The organism is Microbacterium sp. LWH12-1.2 (assembly GCF_040675825.1).
Classification (GTDB): domain Bacteria; phylum Actinomycetota; class Actinomycetes; order Actinomycetales; family Microbacteriaceae; genus Microbacterium.
Window position 1 is genome coordinate 2002093 of the sequence record NZ_JBEGIJ010000001.1, and the last position, 17671, is coordinate 2019763.

General features: G+C 65.6%; 23 protein-coding genes. All 23 read right to left on the reverse strand.

The genetic code is table 11. From position 1 onward, the window contains the following. The 23 genes from rpsH to MRBLWH12_RS09825 all read right to left on the reverse strand — a co-directional run bounded on the left by rpsH (position 1) and on the right by MRBLWH12_RS09825 (position 17640). Complete coding sequence (rpsH, locus tag MRBLWH12_RS09715; RefSeq protein WP_341973761.1) at positions 1–399, reverse strand: 30S ribosomal protein S8; 399 nt, start codon at positions 397–399, stop codon at positions 1–3. Between the two features lie 154 nt (positions 400–553). Then, entirely contained in the window at positions 554–1144 is a 591-nt protein-coding gene (gene rplE / locus MRBLWH12_RS09720) for a 50S ribosomal protein L5 (protein ID WP_341973760.1), read from the reverse strand. Next, entirely contained in the window at positions 1144–1503 is a 360-nt protein-coding gene (gene rplX / locus MRBLWH12_RS09725) for a 50S ribosomal protein L24 (protein ID WP_102191665.1), read from the reverse strand. The genes rplE and rplX overlap by 1 nt, the downstream gene beginning before the upstream one ends. Positions 1504–1505: 2 nt before the next feature. Then, positions 1506–1874: a 50S ribosomal protein L14 gene (gene rplN / locus MRBLWH12_RS09730; protein WP_102191664.1), complete on the reverse strand. Its 369-nt coding sequence runs from the start codon at positions 1872–1874 to the stop codon at positions 1506–1508. After that, the gene (gene rpsQ, locus MRBLWH12_RS09735; RefSeq protein WP_341973759.1) at positions 1871–2215 is read right to left on the reverse strand and encodes a 30S ribosomal protein S17; all 345 of its coding nucleotides are present in this window, start codon (positions 2213–2215) and stop codon (positions 1871–1873) included. Before rpsQ ends, rplN begins: the two co-directional genes overlap by 4 nt. Then, positions 2215–2532: a 50S ribosomal protein L29 gene (gene rpmC, locus MRBLWH12_RS09740; RefSeq protein ID WP_270409973.1), complete on the reverse strand. Its 318-nt coding sequence runs from the start codon at positions 2530–2532 to the stop codon at positions 2215–2217. Before rpmC ends, rpsQ begins: the two co-directional genes overlap by 1 nt. Beyond that, complete coding sequence (gene rplP, locus MRBLWH12_RS09745; protein WP_053097481.1) at positions 2532–2951, reverse strand: 50S ribosomal protein L16; 420 nt, start codon at positions 2949–2951, stop codon at positions 2532–2534. Before rplP ends, rpmC begins: the two co-directional genes overlap by 1 nt. Further along, entirely contained in the window at positions 2951–3709 is a 759-nt protein-coding gene (gene rpsC, locus MRBLWH12_RS09750) for a 30S ribosomal protein S3 (RefSeq protein ID WP_102191662.1), read from the reverse strand. Before rpsC ends, rplP begins: the two co-directional genes overlap by 1 nt. Then, complete coding sequence (gene rplV, locus MRBLWH12_RS09755; RefSeq protein ID WP_341973758.1) at positions 3709–4107, reverse strand: 50S ribosomal protein L22; 399 nt, start codon at positions 4105–4107, stop codon at positions 3709–3711. The genes rpsC and rplV overlap by 1 nt, the downstream gene beginning before the upstream one ends. A 25-nt stretch (positions 4108–4132) precedes the next feature. Further along, positions 4133–4414 carry a 30S ribosomal protein S19 gene (gene rpsS, locus MRBLWH12_RS09760; protein WP_102191660.1) on the reverse strand — a complete coding sequence of 94 codons (282 nt, stop codon included), beginning with the start codon at positions 4412–4414 and terminating at the stop codon, positions 4133–4135. A gap of 12 nt (positions 4415–4426) precedes the next feature. After that, a complete protein-coding gene (gene rplB / locus MRBLWH12_RS09765; protein WP_341973757.1) occupies positions 4427–5266 on the reverse strand; it encodes a 50S ribosomal protein L2 in 840 nt (279 codons plus the stop codon). A gap of 20 nt (positions 5267–5286) precedes the next feature. Further along, positions 5287–5610, reverse strand: coding sequence for a 50S ribosomal protein L23 (gene rplW, locus MRBLWH12_RS09770; protein ID WP_102191658.1), 324 nt, complete (start codon positions 5608–5610; stop codon positions 5287–5289). Then, a complete protein-coding gene (rplD, locus tag MRBLWH12_RS09775) occupies positions 5607–6269 on the reverse strand; it encodes a 50S ribosomal protein L4 (RefSeq protein WP_341973756.1) in 663 nt (220 codons plus the stop codon). Before rplD ends, rplW begins: the two co-directional genes overlap by 4 nt. Positions 6270–6272: 3 nt before the next feature. Continuing rightward, positions 6273–6932 (reverse strand): 50S ribosomal protein L3, encoded by a 660-nt coding sequence (gene rplC / locus MRBLWH12_RS09780; RefSeq protein WP_341973755.1) that lies wholly within the window; start codon positions 6930–6932, stop codon positions 6273–6275. A gap of 8 nt (positions 6933–6940) precedes the next feature. Further along, a complete protein-coding gene (gene rpsJ, locus MRBLWH12_RS09785; protein WP_030147986.1) occupies positions 6941–7249 on the reverse strand; it encodes a 30S ribosomal protein S10 in 309 nt (102 codons plus the stop codon). A gap of 837 nt (positions 7250–8086) precedes the next feature. Beyond that, positions 8087–8311 (reverse strand): hypothetical protein, encoded by a 225-nt coding sequence (locus MRBLWH12_RS09790; protein ID WP_363548513.1) that lies wholly within the window; start codon positions 8309–8311, stop codon positions 8087–8089. Between the two features lie 150 nt (positions 8312–8461). Further along, entirely contained in the window at positions 8462–9652 is a 1191-nt protein-coding gene (tuf, locus tag MRBLWH12_RS09795) for an elongation factor Tu (RefSeq protein WP_102191654.1), read from the reverse strand. Positions 9653–9799: 147 nt separating this feature from the next. After that, positions 9800–11914, reverse strand: a complete 2115-nt coding sequence (gene fusA / locus MRBLWH12_RS09800; protein ID WP_341973753.1) for an elongation factor G — start codon at positions 11912–11914, stop codon at positions 9800–9802. 96 nt (positions 11915–12010) lie between these two features. After that, entirely contained in the window at positions 12011–12484 is a 474-nt protein-coding gene (gene rpsG, locus MRBLWH12_RS09805; protein WP_028502477.1) for a 30S ribosomal protein S7, read from the reverse strand. Positions 12485–12489: 5 nt separating this feature from the next. After that, entirely contained in the window at positions 12490–12858 is a 369-nt protein-coding gene (gene rpsL / locus MRBLWH12_RS09810; protein WP_046013400.1) for a 30S ribosomal protein S12, read from the reverse strand. Positions 12859–13079: 221 nt separating this feature from the next. Continuing rightward, entirely contained in the window at positions 13080–16937 is a 3858-nt protein-coding gene (locus MRBLWH12_RS09815) for an SCO7613 C-terminal domain-containing membrane protein (RefSeq protein ID WP_363548517.1), read from the reverse strand. Continuing rightward, the gene (locus MRBLWH12_RS09820; protein WP_341973751.1) at positions 16937–17164 is read right to left on the reverse strand and encodes a helix-turn-helix domain-containing protein; all 228 of its coding nucleotides are present in this window, start codon (positions 17162–17164) and stop codon (positions 16937–16939) included. The genes MRBLWH12_RS09815 and MRBLWH12_RS09820 overlap by 1 nt, the downstream gene beginning before the upstream one ends. Further along, a complete protein-coding gene (locus MRBLWH12_RS09825; protein WP_363548519.1) occupies positions 17164–17640 on the reverse strand; it encodes a DUF2975 domain-containing protein in 477 nt (158 codons plus the stop codon). The genes MRBLWH12_RS09820 and MRBLWH12_RS09825 overlap by 1 nt, the downstream gene beginning before the upstream one ends. Positions 17641–17671: the final 31 nt, after the last annotated feature.

Here is a 17671-nt window from a genome sequence, read left to right on the forward strand (position 1 = left end):
TTACCACACGTAGGCGAGAACTTCTCCGCCCACGCCCTTCTGCTCTGCCTGACGGTCAGTGAGGAGACCGGAGGAGGTGGACAGGATGGCCACGCCGAGGCCGCCGAGGACCTTGGGGAGTTCCGTCGACTTCGCGTAGACGCGGAGGCCGGGCTTCGACACGCGCTTGATGCCCGCGATCGAACGCTCACGGTTGGGGCCGTACTTCAGCTGCAGGGTCAGGCTCTGCCCGACACGAGCCTCAGAGGTCTCCCAGCTGGCGATGTATCCCTCCTGAAGGAGGATCGCGGCGATGTGCGTCTTCAGCTTGCTCGACGGCAGCGTCACGGAATCGTGGTGTGCCGAGTTCGCGTTGCGCAGACGGGTCAGCATGTCTGCGACCGGGTCTGTCATTGTCATTGTTGTTTTCCTTTGTTCATGAGGTTCCGACTGCCGTTACACGACAGCCGGCCTGCGATGAGCACGCAATCTTCAATTGTACGGCCACTTCGACATGTTCAGTGACCGAACGACAGGCTCAGTGACCGGTGAGGTCCCTGAGCCTGTCGAAGGGTTACGCCTGCGCGTCGTCGGTCTTGAAGGGGAATCCGATGTGGCGGAGCAGAGCCCGACCCTCGTCATCCGTCTTCGCCGTGGTGACCACGGTGATGTCGAAGCCGCGTACGCGGTCGATCTTGTCCTGATCGATCTCGTGGAACACGCTCTGCTCCTGGAGACCGAAGGTGTAGTTGCCGTTGCCGTCGAACTGCTTGGCCGAGAGGCCACGGAAGTCGCGGATACGGGGAAGCGCCAGCGTGACCAGACGGTCCAGGAACTCCCACGCGCGGTCACCACGGAGGGTGACGTGCGCGCCGATGGCCTGGCCCTCGCGCAGCTTGAACTGCGCGATGGACTTCCGGGCCTTCGTGACGATCGGCTTCTGGCCGGTGATCTTGGTGAGGTCGTCGACCGCACCATCGATCACCTTGCTGTCGCGAGCTGCCTCACCGACACCGGTGTTGACGACGACCTTGACCAGACCGGGGATCTGCATCACGTTGCTGTAGCCGAATTCTTCCTGCAGCTTCTGCTGGATCTCGGCCTTGTACTTCTGCTTCAGGCGCGGCTGGATCTTGCCAGCCGGCGCGGCAGTGTCGGTGCTCATCAGAGGTCCTTACCTGACTTCTTCGCGAAGCGAACGCGAACGTTGCGCTTCACGCCGTCCTTGACCTGCTCCTCGACCCGGTGGCCGACACGAGTCGGCTTCTTGGTGGAGGGGTCGACGACAGCGACGTTGGAAATGTGGATGGGTGCCTCGACAGTCTCGACGCCGCCCGTCTTGGTGCCGCGCTGCGTCTGACCGACACGCGTGTGCTTGGTGACGTAGTTCACACCCTCGACGATGACGCGGTTCTGCCCGGACAGGATCTCGAGGACCTTGCCCTGCTTGCCGCGGTCGCCGCCGCGCTCGGGCTTGGCGCCCGTGATGACCTGAACCAGGTCACCCTTCTTGATGTTCGCCATGATCAGATAACCTCCGGCGCGAGCGAGACGATCTTCATGAACTTCTTGTCGCGAAGCTCACGGCCGACCGGTCCGAAGATGCGGGTGCCGCGGGGCTCCCCGTCGTTCTTCAGGATGACGGCGGCGTTCTCGTCGAACTTGATGTAGGAGCCGTCGGGACGACGGACCTCCTTCTTGGTGCGAACGATGACGGCCTTGACGACGTCACCCTTCTTCACGTTGCCACCGGGGATCGCGTCCTTGACGGTGGCGACGATCGTGTCACCGAGACCTGCGTAGCGGCGGCGCGAGCCACCGAGAACGCGGATGGTGAGCAGTTCCTTGGCGCCGGTGTTGTCGGCGACCTTGAGGCGGGACTCCTGCTGAATCACTTGGCCTTCTCCAGAATCTCCACCAGACGCCAGTTCTTGGTGGCGCTCAGCGGCCGGGTCTCGTTGATGAGGACGAGGTCGCCGATGCCGGCGGAGTTCGTCTCATCGTGCGCCTTGACCTTGGAGGTGCGGCGGATGACCTTGCCGTACAGCGGGTGCTTCACGCGGTCTTCGACCTCGACGACGATGGTCTTGTCCATCTTGTCGCTGACGACGTAGCCGCGGCGGGACTTGCGGTACCCACGCGCTTCGGCGTCACGCACGTCGTGAGCTGCATGCTCGACGACGGCCTCTGCCTTCTTCGTCGCGGGCTTCTCCGCGACCTTCTTCTCGGTGGCCATCACTCAGCCTCTTCCTTCACGGCGTCGTCGGCGGAGTCCGCCTTCTTCGCCTTCGACTTGGTCGCCTTCTTGACCGGAGCCTCGACCGGAGCGGGCGTCGCACGGATGCCCAGCTCGCGTTCGCGGATCACGGTGTAGAGGCGCGCGATGTCGCGCTTGACGGCGCGGATGCGGCCGTGGCTCTCCAGCTGGCCGGTGGCCGACTGGAAACGGAGGTTGAACAGCTCCTCCTTGGCCTTACGCAGCTCCTCAACGAGGCGCTGGTCTTCGAACGTGTCGAGCTCTGCCGGAGCGAGCTCCTTGGTGCCGATCGCCATTACGCGTCGCCCTCCTCGCGCTTGATGATGCGTGCCTTGAGCGGCAGCTTGTGAATTGCACGGGTGAGGGCCTCGCGGGCGAGTTCCTCGTTGACGCCTGCGACCTCGAAGAGGACGCGACCCGGCTTGACGTTTGCGACCCACCACTCGGGGGAACCCTTACCGGAACCCATGCGGGTTTCGGCCGGCTTCTTCGTGAGCGGACGGTCGGGGTAGATGTTGATCCACACCTTGCCACCACGCTTGATGTGACGGGTCATCGCGATACGAGCGGACTCGATCTGACGGTTCGTCACATAAGCAGGCGTGAGTGCCTGGATGCCGAAGTCGCCGAAGGAGACCTTCGTGCCACCGGTGGCCTGGCCATCACGCTTGGGGTGATGCTGCTTGCGGTACTTGACCTTGCGGGGAATAAGCATCAGGCAGACGCTCCTTCTGCGACGGGGGCCTCGTTGCGAGGTCCGCGGCGACGGTCGCCACCACGGTCATCGCGACCGCGGGACTTCGGCGCGTTGGCCTGCTCGCGTGCGAGCTCCTTGTTGGTGAGATCGCCCTTGTAGATCCAGACCTTCACACCGATGCGGCCGAAGGTGGTCTTCGCCTCGTAGAAGCCGTAGTCGATGTTCGCGCGCAGCGTGTGCAGCGGCACACGACCCTCGCGGTAGAACTCCGAACGGCTCATCTCAGCGCCGCCGAGGCGGCCGGAGACCTGGATGCGGATGCCCTTGGCACCAGCGCGCTGCGCGCCCTGCATGCCCTTGCGCATCGCACGACGGAACGCCACACGAGCAGAGAGCTGCTCGGCGACACCCTGCGCGACGAGCTGAGCGTCAGCCTCGGGGTTCTTGACCTCGAGGATGTTCAGCTGGATCTGCTTGCCCGAGAGCTTCTCGAGGTCGCCGCGGATGCGCTCGGCCTCGGCGCCACGGCGACCGATCACGATGCCCGGACGGGCGGTGTGAATGTCGACGCGGACGCGGTCACGGGTGCGCTCGATCTCGATGTTCGAGACGCCGGCGCGGTCGAGCTGCGTCTGCAGCAGACGACGGATCTTGATGTCCTCGGCGACGTAGTCGGCGTAACGCTGACCCTTCTTCGTCGAATCCGAGAACCAACGCGATACGTGGTCAGTGGTGATACCGAGACGGAAGCCGTACGGGTTTACCTTCTGTCCCATTACTTGCTCGCCTTCTTGTTGCTGTCGCCGTCAACTGCCTTGGCAGCCTCCGGCGTCGAGAGCACGACCGTGATGTGGCTCGTGCGCTTCTTGATCTGGAAAGCGCGACCCTGTGCACGGGGGCGGAAACGCTTGAGCGTCGCGCCCTCGTCTACGTAGGCATTCGCTACGTACAGGTCCTGCTCGTCGAGGTATTCGCCGTCACGATCCGCCTTGACCTGCGCGTTGGCCATGGCCGACGCGACAAGCTTGTAGATCGGCTCACTGGCGCTCTGCGCTGCGAACTTCAAGATCGCAAGAGCCTCCTGGGCCTGCTTGCCCTTGATGAGCGCGACGACACGACGAGCCTTCTGAGGGGTCACGCGGATGTGTCGCACGCGTGCGATGGACTCCACCATTTCTCTCTCCTCTATCGCCCCCGCGTCAGCGGCGGCGGCCCTTCTTGTCGTCCTTCTCGTGGCCGCGGAAGGTGCGGGTGGGCGAGAACTCGCCCAGTTTGTGACCGACCATGGTCTCCGTCACGAACACAGGAATGTGCTTGCGACCGTCGTGGACCGCGATCGTGTGACCCAGCATTGCCGGGATGATCATGGAACGACGTGACCAGGTCTTGATGACGTTCTTCGTACCCGCCTCGTTCTGGACGACAACCTTGCGAAGCAGGTGCTCGTCGACGAAGGGGCCCTTCTTAAGACTGCGTGGCATCTTCTTCTACTCCTACTTGCGCTTCTTGCCGGCGTTACGGCGACGCACGATGTACTTGTCGCTTTCCTTGTTGGCGTGACGGGTACGGCCTTCGGCCTGCCCCCACGGGGTGACCGGGTGACGGCCACCAGAGGTCTTACCCTCACCACCACCGTGCGGGTGGTCGACAGGGTTCATCGCAACACCACGAACGGTCGGGCGGACGCCCAGCCAGCGCTTACGGCCGGCCTTACCCCAGTTGATGTTCGACTGCTCGGCGTTGCCGACCTCGCCGATGGTGGCGCGGCAGCGCACATCGACGTTGCGGATCTCGCCCGAGGGCAGACGCAGCTGAGCGTAGGGACCGTCCTTGGCGACGAGACGGACGGATGCTCCGGCCGAACGTGCCATCTTCGCGCCGCCGCCGGGGCGGAGCTCGATCATGTGGATGACGGTACCCGTGGGGATGTTCTTCAGCGGGAGGTTGTTACCCGGCTTGATGTCAGCCCCGGGACCCGACTCGACGATGTCGCCCTGCTTCAGCTTGTTCGGCGCCACGATGTAGCGCTTCTCGCCGTCGAAGTAGTGCAGCAGCGCGATGCGTGCCGTGCGGTTGGGGTCGTACTCGATGTGAGCGACCTTGGCGTTGACGCCGTCCTTGTCATTGCGACGGAAGTCGATGACACGGTACTGGCGCTTGTGGCCACCACCGATGTGACGGGTCGTGATGCGGCCCTGGTTGTTACGACCACCGGTCTTCGAGAGCGGGCGCAGCAGCGACTTCTCCGGCGTCGATCGAGTGATCTCGGCGAAGTCAGCCACCGACGAGCCGCGACGGCCCGGGGTCGTGGGCTTGTACTTGCGAATAGCCATTATTAGTCCTTATCCCCCGGTCAGCCGACGGCCGTGAAGATGTCGATGGTGCCCGACTTCAGGGACACGATGGCGCGCTTGGTGTCCTTGCGCTTGCCGGTGCCGAAGCGGGTGCGGCGGGCCTTGCCGACCCGGTTGATCGTGTTGACCGATGCGACCTTGACGCCGAAGATCTTCTCGATGGCGAGCTTGATCTCGGTCTTCGTAGCGCGCGGGTCGACGAGGAAGGTGTACTTACCCTCATCGATCAGACCGTAGCTCTTCTCAGACACGACCGGCTTCAGGATGATGTCGCGCGGGTCCTTGTTCAGGGCCGTCTGGAGGACAGTTGCCTGCTCGCTCATGCCGAGACCTCCTTGGTTGCACCGGACTTCGAAGCGATGAACGCCTCGAGTGCGGCCTGGGTGAAGACGATGTCGTCGGAGACGAGCACGTCGTAGGCGTTGAGCTGGTCGAACGTCAGCACGTGCAGGTTCGACAGGTTGCGGATGCTCTTCAGCGTCACGTCGTCGTCGCGTTCGATCACGACGAGCACGTTCTTCGACGACACGACGTTCGTGAGGAAGCTCACGGCGGTCTTGGTCGAAGGCGTGCCGTCGATCCCGAAGGACTCGATGGCGTGGATGCGGTTCCCGCGGAAACGATCGCTCAGCGAGCCCAGCAGGGCGGCCGCGATCATCTTCTTGGGGGTGCGCTGCGAGTAGTCGCGCGGCTTGGGGCCGTGCACGACACCACCGCCGGTCATGTGCGGCGCGCGGATCGAGCCCTGACGGGCGTTACCCGTGCCCTTCTGCTTGAAGGGCTTGCGGCCGGCACCGGAGACCTCACCGCGACGCTTGGTCGAGTGGGTGCCCTGGCGTGCTGCCGCGCGCTGCGCGACGACGACCTGGTGGATGAGCGGGATATTCGTCTTGACGTCGAACAGCGCGGCGGGAAGCTCGATGGAGCCTGCCTTCTTGCCGTCTGCGTTGAGGACGTCGAGCGCGAGAGTCGAGTCAGCCATGGACTAGGCCCCCTTCACTGCGTTGCGGACGTAAACGATGCGGCCACGAGCACCGGGGACGGCGCCCTTGACGAGCATGAGTCCCTTCTCGATGTCGATGGCGTGCACCGTGAGGTTGAGGACGGTCACGCGCTCGCCACCCATACGGCCGGCCATGCGCATGCCCTTGAAGACGCGGCTCGGGGTCGACGATGCGCCGATCGAGCCGGGCTTGCGGTGGTTGCGGTGCGAACCGTGGGATGCCGAAACGCCCTTGAAGTTGTGGCGCTTCATGACACCCGCGGTGCCCTTGCCCTTGCTCGTGCCGACGACGTCGACCAGCTGGCCGGCCTCGAAGACACCGTCGACCGTGAGCTCCTGACCAAGCGTGTAGTCAGCAGCATCCGCCGTGCGGATCTCGGTGACGTGGCGACGCGGCGTGACGCCGGCAGCCTCGAAGTGAGCGGTGAGCGGCTTGTTCACCTTGCGCGGGTCGATCTGTCCGTACGCGATCTGAACGGCCTTGTAGCCGTCCTTCTCGGGCGTGCGGAGCTGGGTGACCACGTTCGGGGACAGCTCGATGACGGTGACGGGAACGAGCTTGCCGCTCTCGTTCCACACCTGGGTCATGCCGAGCTTCGTGCCCAGCATTCCCTTGGAAATCTTTGCGTTGATGTCAGCCATTTCGATCCTCAGAGCTTGATCTCGATGTTGACGTCAGCCGGAAGGTCGAGACGCATCAGCGAGTCGACAGCCTTGGGCGTCGGGTCGACGATGTCGATCAGACGCTTGTGGGTGCGCATCTCGAAGTGCTCGCGGCTGTCCTTGTACTTGTGCGGCGACCGGATGACGCACACGACGTTCTTCTCGGTCGGAAGCGGCACGGGGCCTACGACGGTCGCGCCCGCACGGGTCACGGTGTCGACGATCTTGCGCGCCGACGAGTCGATGACCTCGTGGTCATACGACTTCAGGCGAATGCGGATTTTCTGTCCCGCCATTGTCTGTTCACTCTCTATAAAGCGTCTTACCGTCCTGGGCCGGGTGACCCTGGGGCATTGGACGCACGTCGACGCTGTTCGCGCCTCGGCACTCGAACGACTCGCGAGTCGATCTGCTGCACCACTGTTCTACTGTCAGCCCGCCGATCTCTCGACAAGCGGATCCCGAGCCTGCCGCGCACGGCAGAGCCTCTGTGAGGAGGTGTCGGGGTTGTCCTGCCACCCGCGGCCTAGATCCCTGCATCGTTCTCGTGAGAGAGGACGCCGCCTATGCACTGCCATGATGGTGATCCGGCGCACGCGAGGCACAGCCGAAATGTCGAACCTGTCTATTCTGCCATGCCTGATTTCACTTGCGCAAACCCGGGCGTGTCGCACTCGCTTCGGTGCCGCCTCCGAGCGCTGCAGCGCAGTGGATCCGGGTGTCACCCAACGGCAGGGCGAGGCATCCCCATGCCTCGCCCTGCCTGGGGAGCGTCCGATGCGAGGGGGAGGCATCGAACGCGAGGATCCAGACGTGAAGGGACGTCGAGACCCTCGATCGAGGGCGCAGCGAACCGCTGCGCGGGCATGGAGACGACGAAGCGCCGAGTGCGCGTGCGTCGTACGATGATCCCCAAAATCGTCGTCCCCAGATCGTGCGCGGCGAGCCGCGCGAGTGTGGATTGCCGAACCCCTTCGACTATCCGTGACCGCAAGAACCCCAGGCGGTCAGCATCATGTTAGTGGGCAGCATGCCCTCAGCGCGAGTATCTCGCCGCGAGTGTCGCCACACGCAGCAGAACGGCGGCCCATCCCGAGGGGATGAGCCGCCGTTCGACGCGTGTGGTCCGACTGCTACTCGTTGCCGACGGCCTTGTCGGCGTTGTCGCGGATCTCATCGATCTTGTCCGCCGCACCCGGTGCGATCTTCTTCGCGAAGTCGGCGACGCCGTCGAGGACCTTGTCGCTGACGTCCTCGGCCTGCTCGCTCTTGACGGCCTCTTCGATCTTGTCGCGGTTCTGCTCGAAGAGTTCCTTGCCCTTGTCGACGGCGCCGTTGAACGATTCCTGGATACCCATGTGTCCCCCTATGAGGTGTCTGCAGCCGACGGTCCCGTCAACTCTCACTTATTCTGCATGGGCGCGCCCCCAAAAGGGAACCCCCATGCTCAGGGATACGACAAAGGGGCCGGACCCGAAGGCCCGACCCCTTTGCGAGGAAGCAGATGCTTACTTGATGATCTTCGTGACCGTACCGGCGCCGACGGTGCGTCCACCCTCACGGATGGCGAAGCCGAGGCCCTCCTCCATGGCGATCGGCTGGATCAGCGCGACCGTCATGTCGGTGGTGTCGCCGGGCATGACCATCTCGGTGCCCTCGGGCAGCGAGATGACGCCGGTGACGTCGGTGGTGCGGAAGTAGAACTGCGGGCGGTAGTTCGTGTAGAACGGGTTGTGACGCCCACCCTCATCCTTGGACAGGATGTACGCGGTGCCCTCGAAGTCGGTGTGCGGCGTAACCGAACCCGGCTTGACGACGACCTGGCCGCGCTCGACGTCCTCACGCTTGAGGCCACGGAGCAGGAGACCACAGTTCTCGCCGGCCCATGCCTCGTCGAGCTGCTTGTGGAACATCTCGATACCCGTGACCGTGGTCTTCTGGGTGTTGCGGATGCCGACGATCTCGACCTCGGAGTTGATCGCGAGCGTGCCACGCTCGGCGCGGCCCGTGACGACCGTGCCACGACCGGTGATCGTGAAGACGTCCTCGATCGGCATCAGGAACGGCTTGTCCTTGTCGCGGATCGGGTCCGGAACGCTCGCGTCGACGGCGTCCATGAGGTCGAGGATCGACTGGACCCACTTCTCGTCGCCCTCGAGAGCCTTGAGGCCCGAGACGCGGACGACAGGAGCGTTCTCGTCGAAGCCCTGCGATGCGAGCAGCTCGGAGACCTCGAGCTCGACGAGCTCCAGGATCTCCTCGTCGTCGACCATGTCGCTCTTGTTCAGCGCGACGAGCAGGTACGGCACGCCGACCTGCTTGGCGAGCAGAACGTGCTCACGGGTCTGGGCCATCGGGCCGTCGGTGGCGGCGACCACGAGGATCGCGCCGTCCATCTGAGCAGCACCGGTGATCATGTTCTTGATGTAGTCGGCGTGACCAGGAGCGTCAACGTGTGCGTAGTGGCGCTTCGGGGTCTCGTACTCGACGTGCGAGATGTTGATCGTGATGCCGCGCTGACGCTCTTCAGGAGCGGAGTCAATCGACGCGAAGTCGCGCTGAACGTTGGTCGCCGACGGGAACTTGTCAGCAAGAACCTTCGAGATCGCTGCAGTGAGCGTGGTCTTGCCGTGGTCGACGTGACCGATGGTTCCGATGTTGACGTGCGGCTTGGTGCGCTCGAACTTGGCCTTAGCCACTGGGTCCTCCTCAGGACGTTCGTGTAGAGGGTGCCGGGCACTGGATTGTGACCGGTTCTCTACGGGTTTGATTCTCAGTTTAGTAGAGAGGGAATGTGAAGTTGTAGGGGACCTGGGAGCCGGGCGCGAACCCGGCTCCCAGAAGTGTTACTCGCCGTTGGTCTTCTGGACGATCTCGTCGGCCACCGCGCGGGGAACCTCAGCGTAGCTGTGGAACTCCATCGAGTAGACGGCGCGACCCGAGGTCTTCGAGCGCAGGTCGCCGATGTATCCGAACATCTCGGACAGCGGAACCTGTGCGCGGACGACCTTGACGCCTGCGGCATCCTCCATCGACTGGATCTGGCCACGACGCGAGTTCAGGTCGCCGATGACGTCGCCCATGTACTCCTCAGGAGTACGGACCTCGACGGCCATCAGCGGCTCGAGGAGCACAGGGCTGGCGCGACGAAGCGCCTCCTTGAAGCCCATCGATCCGGCGATCTTGAACGCCATCTCCGAGGAGTCGACGTCGTGCGCCGCACCATCGACGATGGTCGCCTTGACGCCGACGATCGGGTAGCCGGCGAGGACGCCGACGTTCATCGCGTCCTGGAAACCGGCATCGATCGATCCGATGTACTCGCGCGGGATGCGACCACCGGTGACGGCGTTGACGAACTCGTACGTCTTGTCGGCATCCAGATCGAGCGGCTCGATGTTGAACTGGATCTTTGCGAACTGACCCGATCCACCGGTCTGCTTCTTGTGGGTGTAGTCGTGCTTCTCGACGGCCTTGCGGATCGTCTCGCGGTACGCCACCTGCGGCTTGCCGACGTTCGCCTCGACGTTGAACTCGCGCTTCATGCGGTCGACGAGGATGTCGAGGTGCAGTTCGCCCATGCCCTTGATGGTCGTCTGACCGGTCTCGGGGTTGAGTTCCGTGCGGAAGGTCGGGTCCTCCTCAGCGAGCTTCTGGATGGCGACACCCAGCTTCTCCTGGTCGGCCTTGGTCTTCGGCTCGATGGCGACCTCGATGACGGGCTCGGGGAACGTCATCGACTCGAGGACGACCGGCGATGCCGGGTCGGTCAGGGTGTCACCGGTGGTGGTGTCCTTCAGACCGATGACCGCGTAGATGTTGCCGGCGGTGACCGAGGGAACCGGGATCTCCTTGTTGGCGTGCATCTGGAAGATCTTCCCGATGCGCTCCTTCTTGCCCTTGGTCGAGTTGATGACCGCAGAGCCGGAGTCGAGGTGACCCGAGTACACGCGAACGTAGGTGAGGCGACCGAAGAACGGGTGCACCGCGACCTTGAACGCCAGCGCCGCGAACGGGTCGTTCGCGTCGGGGTGGCGCTCGATGATCGTGTCGTAGTCCTTGGGGTCGTGCGCCTGGATGGAACCGACGTCGAGCGGGTTCGGCAGGTAGTCGACGACCGCGTCAAGCATCGGCTGAACGCCGCGGTTCTTGAACGCGGAGCCGCACAGCACCGGGTAGATCTCGGATGCGACGGTCAGCTTGCGGATCGCGCCCTTGATCTCGGCGACGGTCAGCTCTTCGCCACCGAAGAACTTCTCGAGCAGCACGTCGTCGGTCTCGGCGACGGTCTCGAGGAGCTGCTGACGGTACTCGGCCGCCTTCTCCTTGAGGTCCTCAGGGATCTCCTGGATCTCGTAGGAGGCACCCATGGTGACGTCACCCTTGGAATCTCCGGCCCAGACGAGCGCGCGCATCTCGACGAGGTCGATGACACCGACGAAGTCGTTCTCCGCGCCGATCGGCAGCTGGATGACGAGCGGCTTCGCGCCGAGGCGGTTGATGATCGTGTCGACTGTGAAGTAGAAGTCGGCGCCGAGCTTGTCCATCTTGTTGACGAAGCAGATGCGCGGAACGTTGTACTTGTCGGCCTGGCGCCAGACGGTCTCGGACTGGGGCTCGACGCCCTCCTTGCCGTCGAAGACGGCAACCGCACCATCGAGGACGCGGAGCGAACGCTCCACCTCGACGGTGAAGTCCACGTGACCGGGGGTGTCGATGATGTTGATCTGGTTCTTGTCCCAGTAGCAGGTCACGGCGGCAGACGTGATCGTGATGCCGCGCTCCTTCTCCTGCTCCATCCAGTCGGTGGTCGAGGCGCCATCGTGCGTCTCGCCGAGCTTGTGGTTGACACCCGTGTAGAACAGGATGCGCTCGGTGGTCGTGGTCTTGCCGGCATCGATGTGAGCCATGATGCCGATGTTGCGGACCTTACTCAGGTCGGTGAGCACCTCTTGTGCCACAGGAGTGTCCTTATCTTGGTGAGCAGTTGTACTGCGAAGAGTGGGGTGTTCGGCAGGCTCGGCGTCGCGGGTGCGTCACCGAGCCTGCCGAAGGGTTTACCAGCGGTAGTGAGCGAACGCGCGGTTCGACTCGGCCATCTTGTGAGTGTCCTCACGACGCTTGACCGCGGCACCGAGGCCGTTCGAGGCATCCAGAATCTCGTTCTGGAGACGCTCGGTCATCGTCTTCTCACGGCGGCCCTTGGCGTAGCTGACGAGCCAGCGCAGCGCGAGAGTGTTCGCACGGTGCGGCTTGACCTCGATCGGCACCTGGTAGGTCGAGCCACCGACGCGGCGGCTGCGGACCTCGAGGGTCGGGCGCACGTTGTCGAGCGCCTTCTTGAGGGTGGCGACCGCGTCCTGGCCGCCGTTCTTCGCCTCGACGCCGCGGAGGGCGCCGTAGACGATCGACTCGGCGAGCGACTTCTTGCCGTCGACGAGGATCTTGTTCACCAGCGAGGTGACGATCGGAGCGCCGTATACCGGGTCGTTGACGACGGGGCGCTTGGGGGCTGGACCCTTACGAGGCATTGGTCTTAACCCTTCTTCGCGCCGTAGCGGCTACGAGCCTGCTTACGGTTCTTGACGGCCTGGGTGTCGAGTGCACCACGGACGATCTTGTAACGGACACCGGGGAGGTCCTTGACACGACCGCCGCGGACGAGCACGAGCGAGTGCTCCTGCAGGTTGTGGCCCTCGCCGGGGATGTAGGCGGTGACCTCGGCCCCGTTGCGGAGCTTCACACGAGCGACCTTGCGCATCGCCGAGTTCGGCTTCTTCGGGGTGGTGGTGTAGACGCGGGTGCAGACCCCGGCCTGCTGCGGGTTCGACTTCAGGGCAGGCGTCTTGGTCTTGGTGACCTTCGGCGAGCGACCCTTGCGAACCAACTGCTGAATGGTTGGCACGTTCTCTCCTCATAGTGCTGCACGGTGACAGCGTGATGGATTTCACATCATGCCCCACCGGCACGCCGGAATCGGCGAGCTTTTGGTGTGGTGGGTATGCCGTGGAGGCGGACCGGCATGGTGCCGACGCCCAGCGCGCACGTCAAGACGTGCACACACCTGGCCAAGTGTAATGGTGCGTAACCTGGCGGTCAAATGGGCGGACGGTCGCGGTCCACGCGTCAGCGCAGATCCCGGATGCGTGCCGCCATCGAGTTCTCCGTTCCGGTGCGTCGTTCTGCGGTCACGGCGATGATCAGCAGGACGGCGCCGATGACGGCGAGCGTGATCCACCACGGCATCGACTCGATGCCGCGACCGATCTGCACGGTGAACACGAACACGTTCTCGATCGGCAGCACGATCAGCCCCAGCAGGAAGGGCGCCGCCAGTCGCCGGCCGGAGCCGACCAGGATCGCGGCGAGCGCGAGCACCATCACCAGGATCGCCCGCCAGGTGAGCGGATCGGTGAAGGTCGACACGATGGATGCGATCATCATCGTCACGATCCCTGGCGCCAGCAGTGCCCACGATCCCGTCCAGCGTCCTGGCCAGCTGTTCAACGTCGGCCGGTCCCCCGGCATCCCCGCTGCCGCCACGTGCGCCGGGGCATCCGACCGCATGCCCCATGCGCCCGCGACCAGCAGGAATGCCCCCAGCGGAAGGGAGAACCACTCGACGCGGAGGTCTCGAGGACTCCAGGCCACGATCGCCGTCACGAACGCGAGCGCGAACAGGAACCACACCGGGGGCATCGCGGTGCGCACTCCGCGCGCGGCGACGAGGACGACGGCGAACAGGTACGCGAGCATCAGCGCCCACATCGCCCAGATCGAGAACCAGTCGCGTTCGATGGCGCACCAGGTCCCGGCAGCGAGGGCCAATGCCGCGGGAGCCTGCAACCAGCGCGTGGTCCGTCTCCGCGATCCCTCAGGAGACGCCAGCCGGATGCCGTGCCCGGCGGCGGCGAGCGCCAGAGCGCCGACGGCGCTGACGCCGAAGCAGACGAGGAACAGGATCGCGCCGTGCAGGTCGGCGACGTCGTCGCCGAGTCCGAGACGAATGCCCTGAACGGTGCCGGCAAGGCCGGCGAGGCCCGCAGCGCCGAACGTCGACGTACGGAGGACCCTGAGCCGCCGGAACCGGATCGCTTTCGCGGACGCCGAGCCGAGGAATCGGGCGAGTCCGAGCAGCACCCAGGCCGCGGCCAGCAGTCCGGCAGCACGCCACGGGATCGTGTCCGCATCCGCGTCGGCGAGAACCAGCGCCGCGAGCAGCGGCGCGATCGCTGCGCCGAGGCCCGCCGCGTACAGGCCGGTCGCCCGTCGACCACGGGCGGTGAGCACGACCGCCACGATCGCGGCACCGAGTGCCGGCGGGAGCAGATAGGCCTCGAGCAGATCGACGCCGATCAGACCCCAGACGCACCAGAGCGCACCGGTGAAGGAAGCCGCCGCGACCCACCACGCGTAGCGACGACCGGTGAACACGGCACTCGCGACGGCTCCGATGCCGAGGATCAGCAGCACCAGGAAGGTCGTCCCCAGTCCTGCGGCATCCCGCACCAGAGCGAGGCCGACCGCGATCGCCCCCGTGAGAAGAGCCGACGCCTCGATCGCCACCCGCGCAGCACCCGATGCCCGCACACCGATGCCGTGCATCGCCAGCGCCTCGCTGATCAGCGTGGTCGACGGCAGCACCGCTGCGACCAGCACGGCGATGACGGGCAGCGTCACCGGCGACGCGCTGGCGGCGAGAATCTGCGCGCCGAGACAGACGATCACGACGGCGAGGGTCGGCACCAGCATTCCTGCGGCCGCAGTGCGCACGACCGGTGTGAGTCCCGGGCGGCGGGTCAGCAGCAGCGAGACGGCGAGGACGAACATCAGCCCGGTCGAGACCGCGGTCCACCCGCTGCGCTCGTACATCACCTGGACGACCCCGAGGCCGAACGGCACCGCAGCGACGACGAGCACCGCCTGCCAGGCGCGTGCTCCGATGCGCGGCAGGTAGGTCGCGGCGATCGCCACGGCGAGCCCGGCGGATGCGGTGAGGCAGAGGAGCGCGATGCCGCCGACACCGGCCTGCGAGAGAGCGGTCGATGTGATGACCAGCGCGTAGCCGAACCCGAGACCGACATGCAGGAAGCGGATCCCCCGGGCGCACGCGGCGCCGACGGCCGCGAGCGCGACGATGCTCGCCATCCCGGCGGGTGTGACGATCGCGAGATCGCGCCACGCGATCATGACCGAGACCAGGATCGCGAGGTGCGCGCCGATCAGGAGAGGCAGCCGCAGGCCCCCGCGGGCCTGGCGCAGCGAAGGGAGAGTCCGGAGCGCGAGGCCGACGATCGTGGCGAATCCGGCGAGCACGCCGACGGCAGCCGGCAGCGGGAGCACCCGCAGGCAGCCGAGCGTCAGGATGACGACGACGCCCAGCATGACCGCCACCGTGTCCGTCCCTCTGGCGAGACCCCGGATCTCGGGACGCAGACGCGCGACGATGCCGAACAGGGAGAGGCCGACGGCCATCGCGGTCAGCCCCACCAACGGCGCCCAGCCCCATTGGTCGGTCCCGGCGCCCGCCATTACGTCCCCGCCACTGAAGCGGAGGAAGTCGATCACGGTGAAACCACCGGTGAACACGGAGAACTGGAGCGGCAGAGCACCGACCGCCGCCAGTACGGTGAGCGCGCCACCCGCGACGAAACCGCGCCGAGTCCGTCTCGGCAGAGGAAACAGGCCTCCGACGAGAACCAGCGCGCCGGCCGCAGCTGCCGGGATGATGGCAAGGAACCAGGCGCCTCCGACGACGGCCGGTTGGTTCGCGCCGTAGACACCCACGGTCAGGGCGGTCGCGGCGGTCGCGCCCGCGGCGAAGCTCCACAGTCGTGTCAGCGCCTGCCGCGAGGCGACGAGCGCATGCGCGGCGACGAGGGCGAGCACCCCGCTCACCGAGAACGCGAAGGCCGTCGCGTCGGCGGACGGAAGGCGCAGCGTCAGCACCAGCGCGCTGAGCACGGCGAGCAGTTGGAGGGCGACCAGCGTCGTGCGCTCTGCCGTCAGCGGACGCCTCGGCGCACCGCCACTCCCCCGGCCGGCCACGGCGGTCGTATCCGTCGTGTCGGCATCCGTCCTATCCGGATCCGTCGTATCGGCGTCCGCATCCGTATCCGCATCTGTACTAACCGCCCGCGGGAATCGCGCCGCCAACCGCGGAAGCATCTCCACGATCCCTGCCGCCGCGAACGCGACTGCGACGTGACCGAGCGCGATGAGGAGCGGAGCATCAGCGGCATATCCGAGCATCGCCGGAGTGACCGCCAGCGAGACCAGAGCTGTCCACAGCCAGATCCGAATCCCCGAGCGCAGCGCCGCTGCCAGGATGACTCCGGCTGCCGCCGCGGTCACGAGAGCAGCGGTCAGCCAGGCGTTCGCCCCCGGAGCGGCGAGCTGGACGGCGGCATGCACGTCCAGGCCGGCGAAAACCAGGCCGAGTCCGCCCACCGCCTCGGCAGAGAACTGCAGTCGACGCCGCGCCAGCAACCAGGCACCGCCGAGGAAGAGCAGCGTGATCAGGCCCGTGACCACGCCGCGGACCGCGCGATCGGCGAGGTCGGGGTTGAAGTAGGTGAAGACGATCGCCGCCACCGCGAAGAGGCCGGCGCCGGCGGTCGCCAGGACCGACTGGAGGGTTGCACTGTTCCGCGGGGTCGGGGCGGCAGCGGCGGGAGTCGCGGCGACCGGCGGAGGCGGCACCACGAGTCCGGACTCAGCGTGCACCGCTTTCAGAAGGGCCGGCCGTACGCGCGGCACACGATGCAGGAGCGCGTCCCGTGCGCGGATCTGCTCGGCCGCCGCGACGGACGCATTCCACAGTTCGGTGCCGATCTGCCCTGTCAGGTCTGCGCCGCAATGGGTGCAGTACCCGCCCGAGAGCGGTCCCTGCACGCACACCGGACACGCGTGGTCATCGAGCAGCCGCCGGGCGACGCTCTCCCCCCAGCCGGTCGCCGCCGGCACCGACATCGTCGTCGTCATCATCTCTCCTCATCCGCGTCATCACCGGGAACCCAGCGCAGGATGTCCCCCGGCTGGCATTCGAGCACCCGGCAGATGGCCTCGAGCGTCGTGAAGCGCACCGCTTTCGCACGCCCGTTCTTGAGCACGGCGACGTTGGCCGGGGTGATGCCGATGGCATCCGCGAACTCCTGCACGCTCATCTTCTTGCGCGCGAGTTGCACGTCCAGGTCGATCACGATCGGCATCAGACGACCTCGGCCAGGTCCTGCTCGAGCTCGAGCGCCTTGCGCAACAGACCCCGCAGCACGACGACGAGCAGCGCGAGCGCGGCGCTGACGACGACACCGAGGACGGCGAGAAGCGTGAGCTGAAGGGAGACGGCACGGTTCGCGAGGATCACGACATACGAGGCGCTGATGAGTACACCCGCCGCGATGAGCGCCCCGAGGATCACGTCGACGTAGCGGAACGCATCGGGGCTGAAGATCCGCTCCGCCCGGACAAGCGAGAGCAGCCGCCAGACGCAGATGAGGGTGACCTCGATGAGCAGCAGGAACACGACCGACCCGACGATGCCGGGGAGTTCGAGGTGCGCGACGTCAGGGTTGCGGATCGCGGTGATGCGCGCCACCTCGGGGATCACGACGACCTGGCTCGTCAGCAGCAGAAGCAGCATGACGGCGATGAGAGCCTTGAGCAGGAAGGTGACGCGCGGTTGCATGATGCCCCTATCGAAGATCGACGTATATCTA

Coding starts and splice junctions, on each gene's coding strand:
- rpsH (WP_341973761.1), bottom strand. CDS start 399: ATGACAATGACAGACCCGGTCGCAGACATGCTGACCCGTCTGCGCAAC.
- rplE (WP_341973760.1), bottom strand. CDS start 1,144: ATGAGCACCGACACTGCCGCGCCGGCTGGCAAGATCCAGCCGCGCCTG.
- rplX (WP_102191665.1), bottom strand. CDS start 1,503: ATGGCGAACATCAAGAAGGGTGACCTGGTTCAGGTCATCACGGGCGCC.
- rpsQ (WP_341973759.1), bottom strand. CDS start 2,215: ATGGCCACCGAGAAGAAGGTCGCGGAGAAGCCCGCGACGAAGAAGGCA.
- rpmC (WP_270409973.1), bottom strand. CDS start 2,532: ATGGCGATCGGCACCAAGGAGCTCGCTCCGGCAGAGCTCGACACGTTC.
- rplP (WP_053097481.1), bottom strand. CDS start 2,951: ATGCTTATTCCCCGCAAGGTCAAGTACCGCAAGCAGCATCACCCCAAG.
- rpsC (WP_102191662.1), bottom strand. CDS start 3,709: ATGGGACAGAAGGTAAACCCGTACGGCTTCCGTCTCGGTATCACCACT.
- rplV (WP_341973758.1), bottom strand. CDS start 4,107: ATGGTGGAGTCCATCGCACGCGTGCGACACATCCGCGTGACCCCTCAG.
- rpsS (WP_102191660.1), bottom strand. CDS start 4,414: ATGCCACGCAGTCTTAAGAAGGGCCCCTTCGTCGACGAGCACCTGCTT.
- rplB (WP_341973757.1), bottom strand. CDS start 5,266: ATGGCTATTCGCAAGTACAAGCCCACGACCCCGGGCCGTCGCGGCTCG.
- rplW (WP_102191658.1), bottom strand. CDS start 5,610: ATGAGCGAGCAGGCAACTGTCCTCCAGACGGCCCTGAACAAGGACCCG.
- rplD (WP_341973756.1), bottom strand. CDS start 6,269: ATGGCTGACTCGACTCTCGCGCTCGACGTCCTCAACGCAGACGGCAAG.
- rplC (WP_341973755.1), bottom strand. CDS start 6,932: ATGGCTGACATCAACGCAAAGATTTCCAAGGGAATGCTGGGCACGAAG.
- rpsJ (WP_030147986.1), bottom strand. CDS start 7,249: ATGGCGGGACAGAAAATCCGCATTCGCCTGAAGTCGTATGACCACGAG.
- MRBLWH12_RS09790 (WP_363548513.1), bottom strand. CDS start 8,311: ATGGGTATCCAGGAATCGTTCAACGGCGCCGTCGACAAGGGCAAGGAA.
- rpsG (WP_028502477.1), bottom strand. CDS start 12,484: ATGCCTCGTAAGGGTCCAGCCCCCAAGCGCCCCGTCGTCAACGACCCG.
- MRBLWH12_RS09815 (WP_363548517.1), bottom strand. CDS start 16,937: ATGACGACGACGATGTCGGTGCCGGCGGCGACCGGCTGGGGGGAGAGC.
- MRBLWH12_RS09820 (WP_341973751.1), bottom strand. CDS start 17,164: ATGCCGATCGTGATCGACCTGGACGTGCAACTCGCGCGCAAGAAGATG.
- MRBLWH12_RS09825 (WP_363548519.1), bottom strand. CDS start 17,640: ATGCAACCGCGCGTCACCTTCCTGCTCAAGGCTCTCATCGCCGTCATG.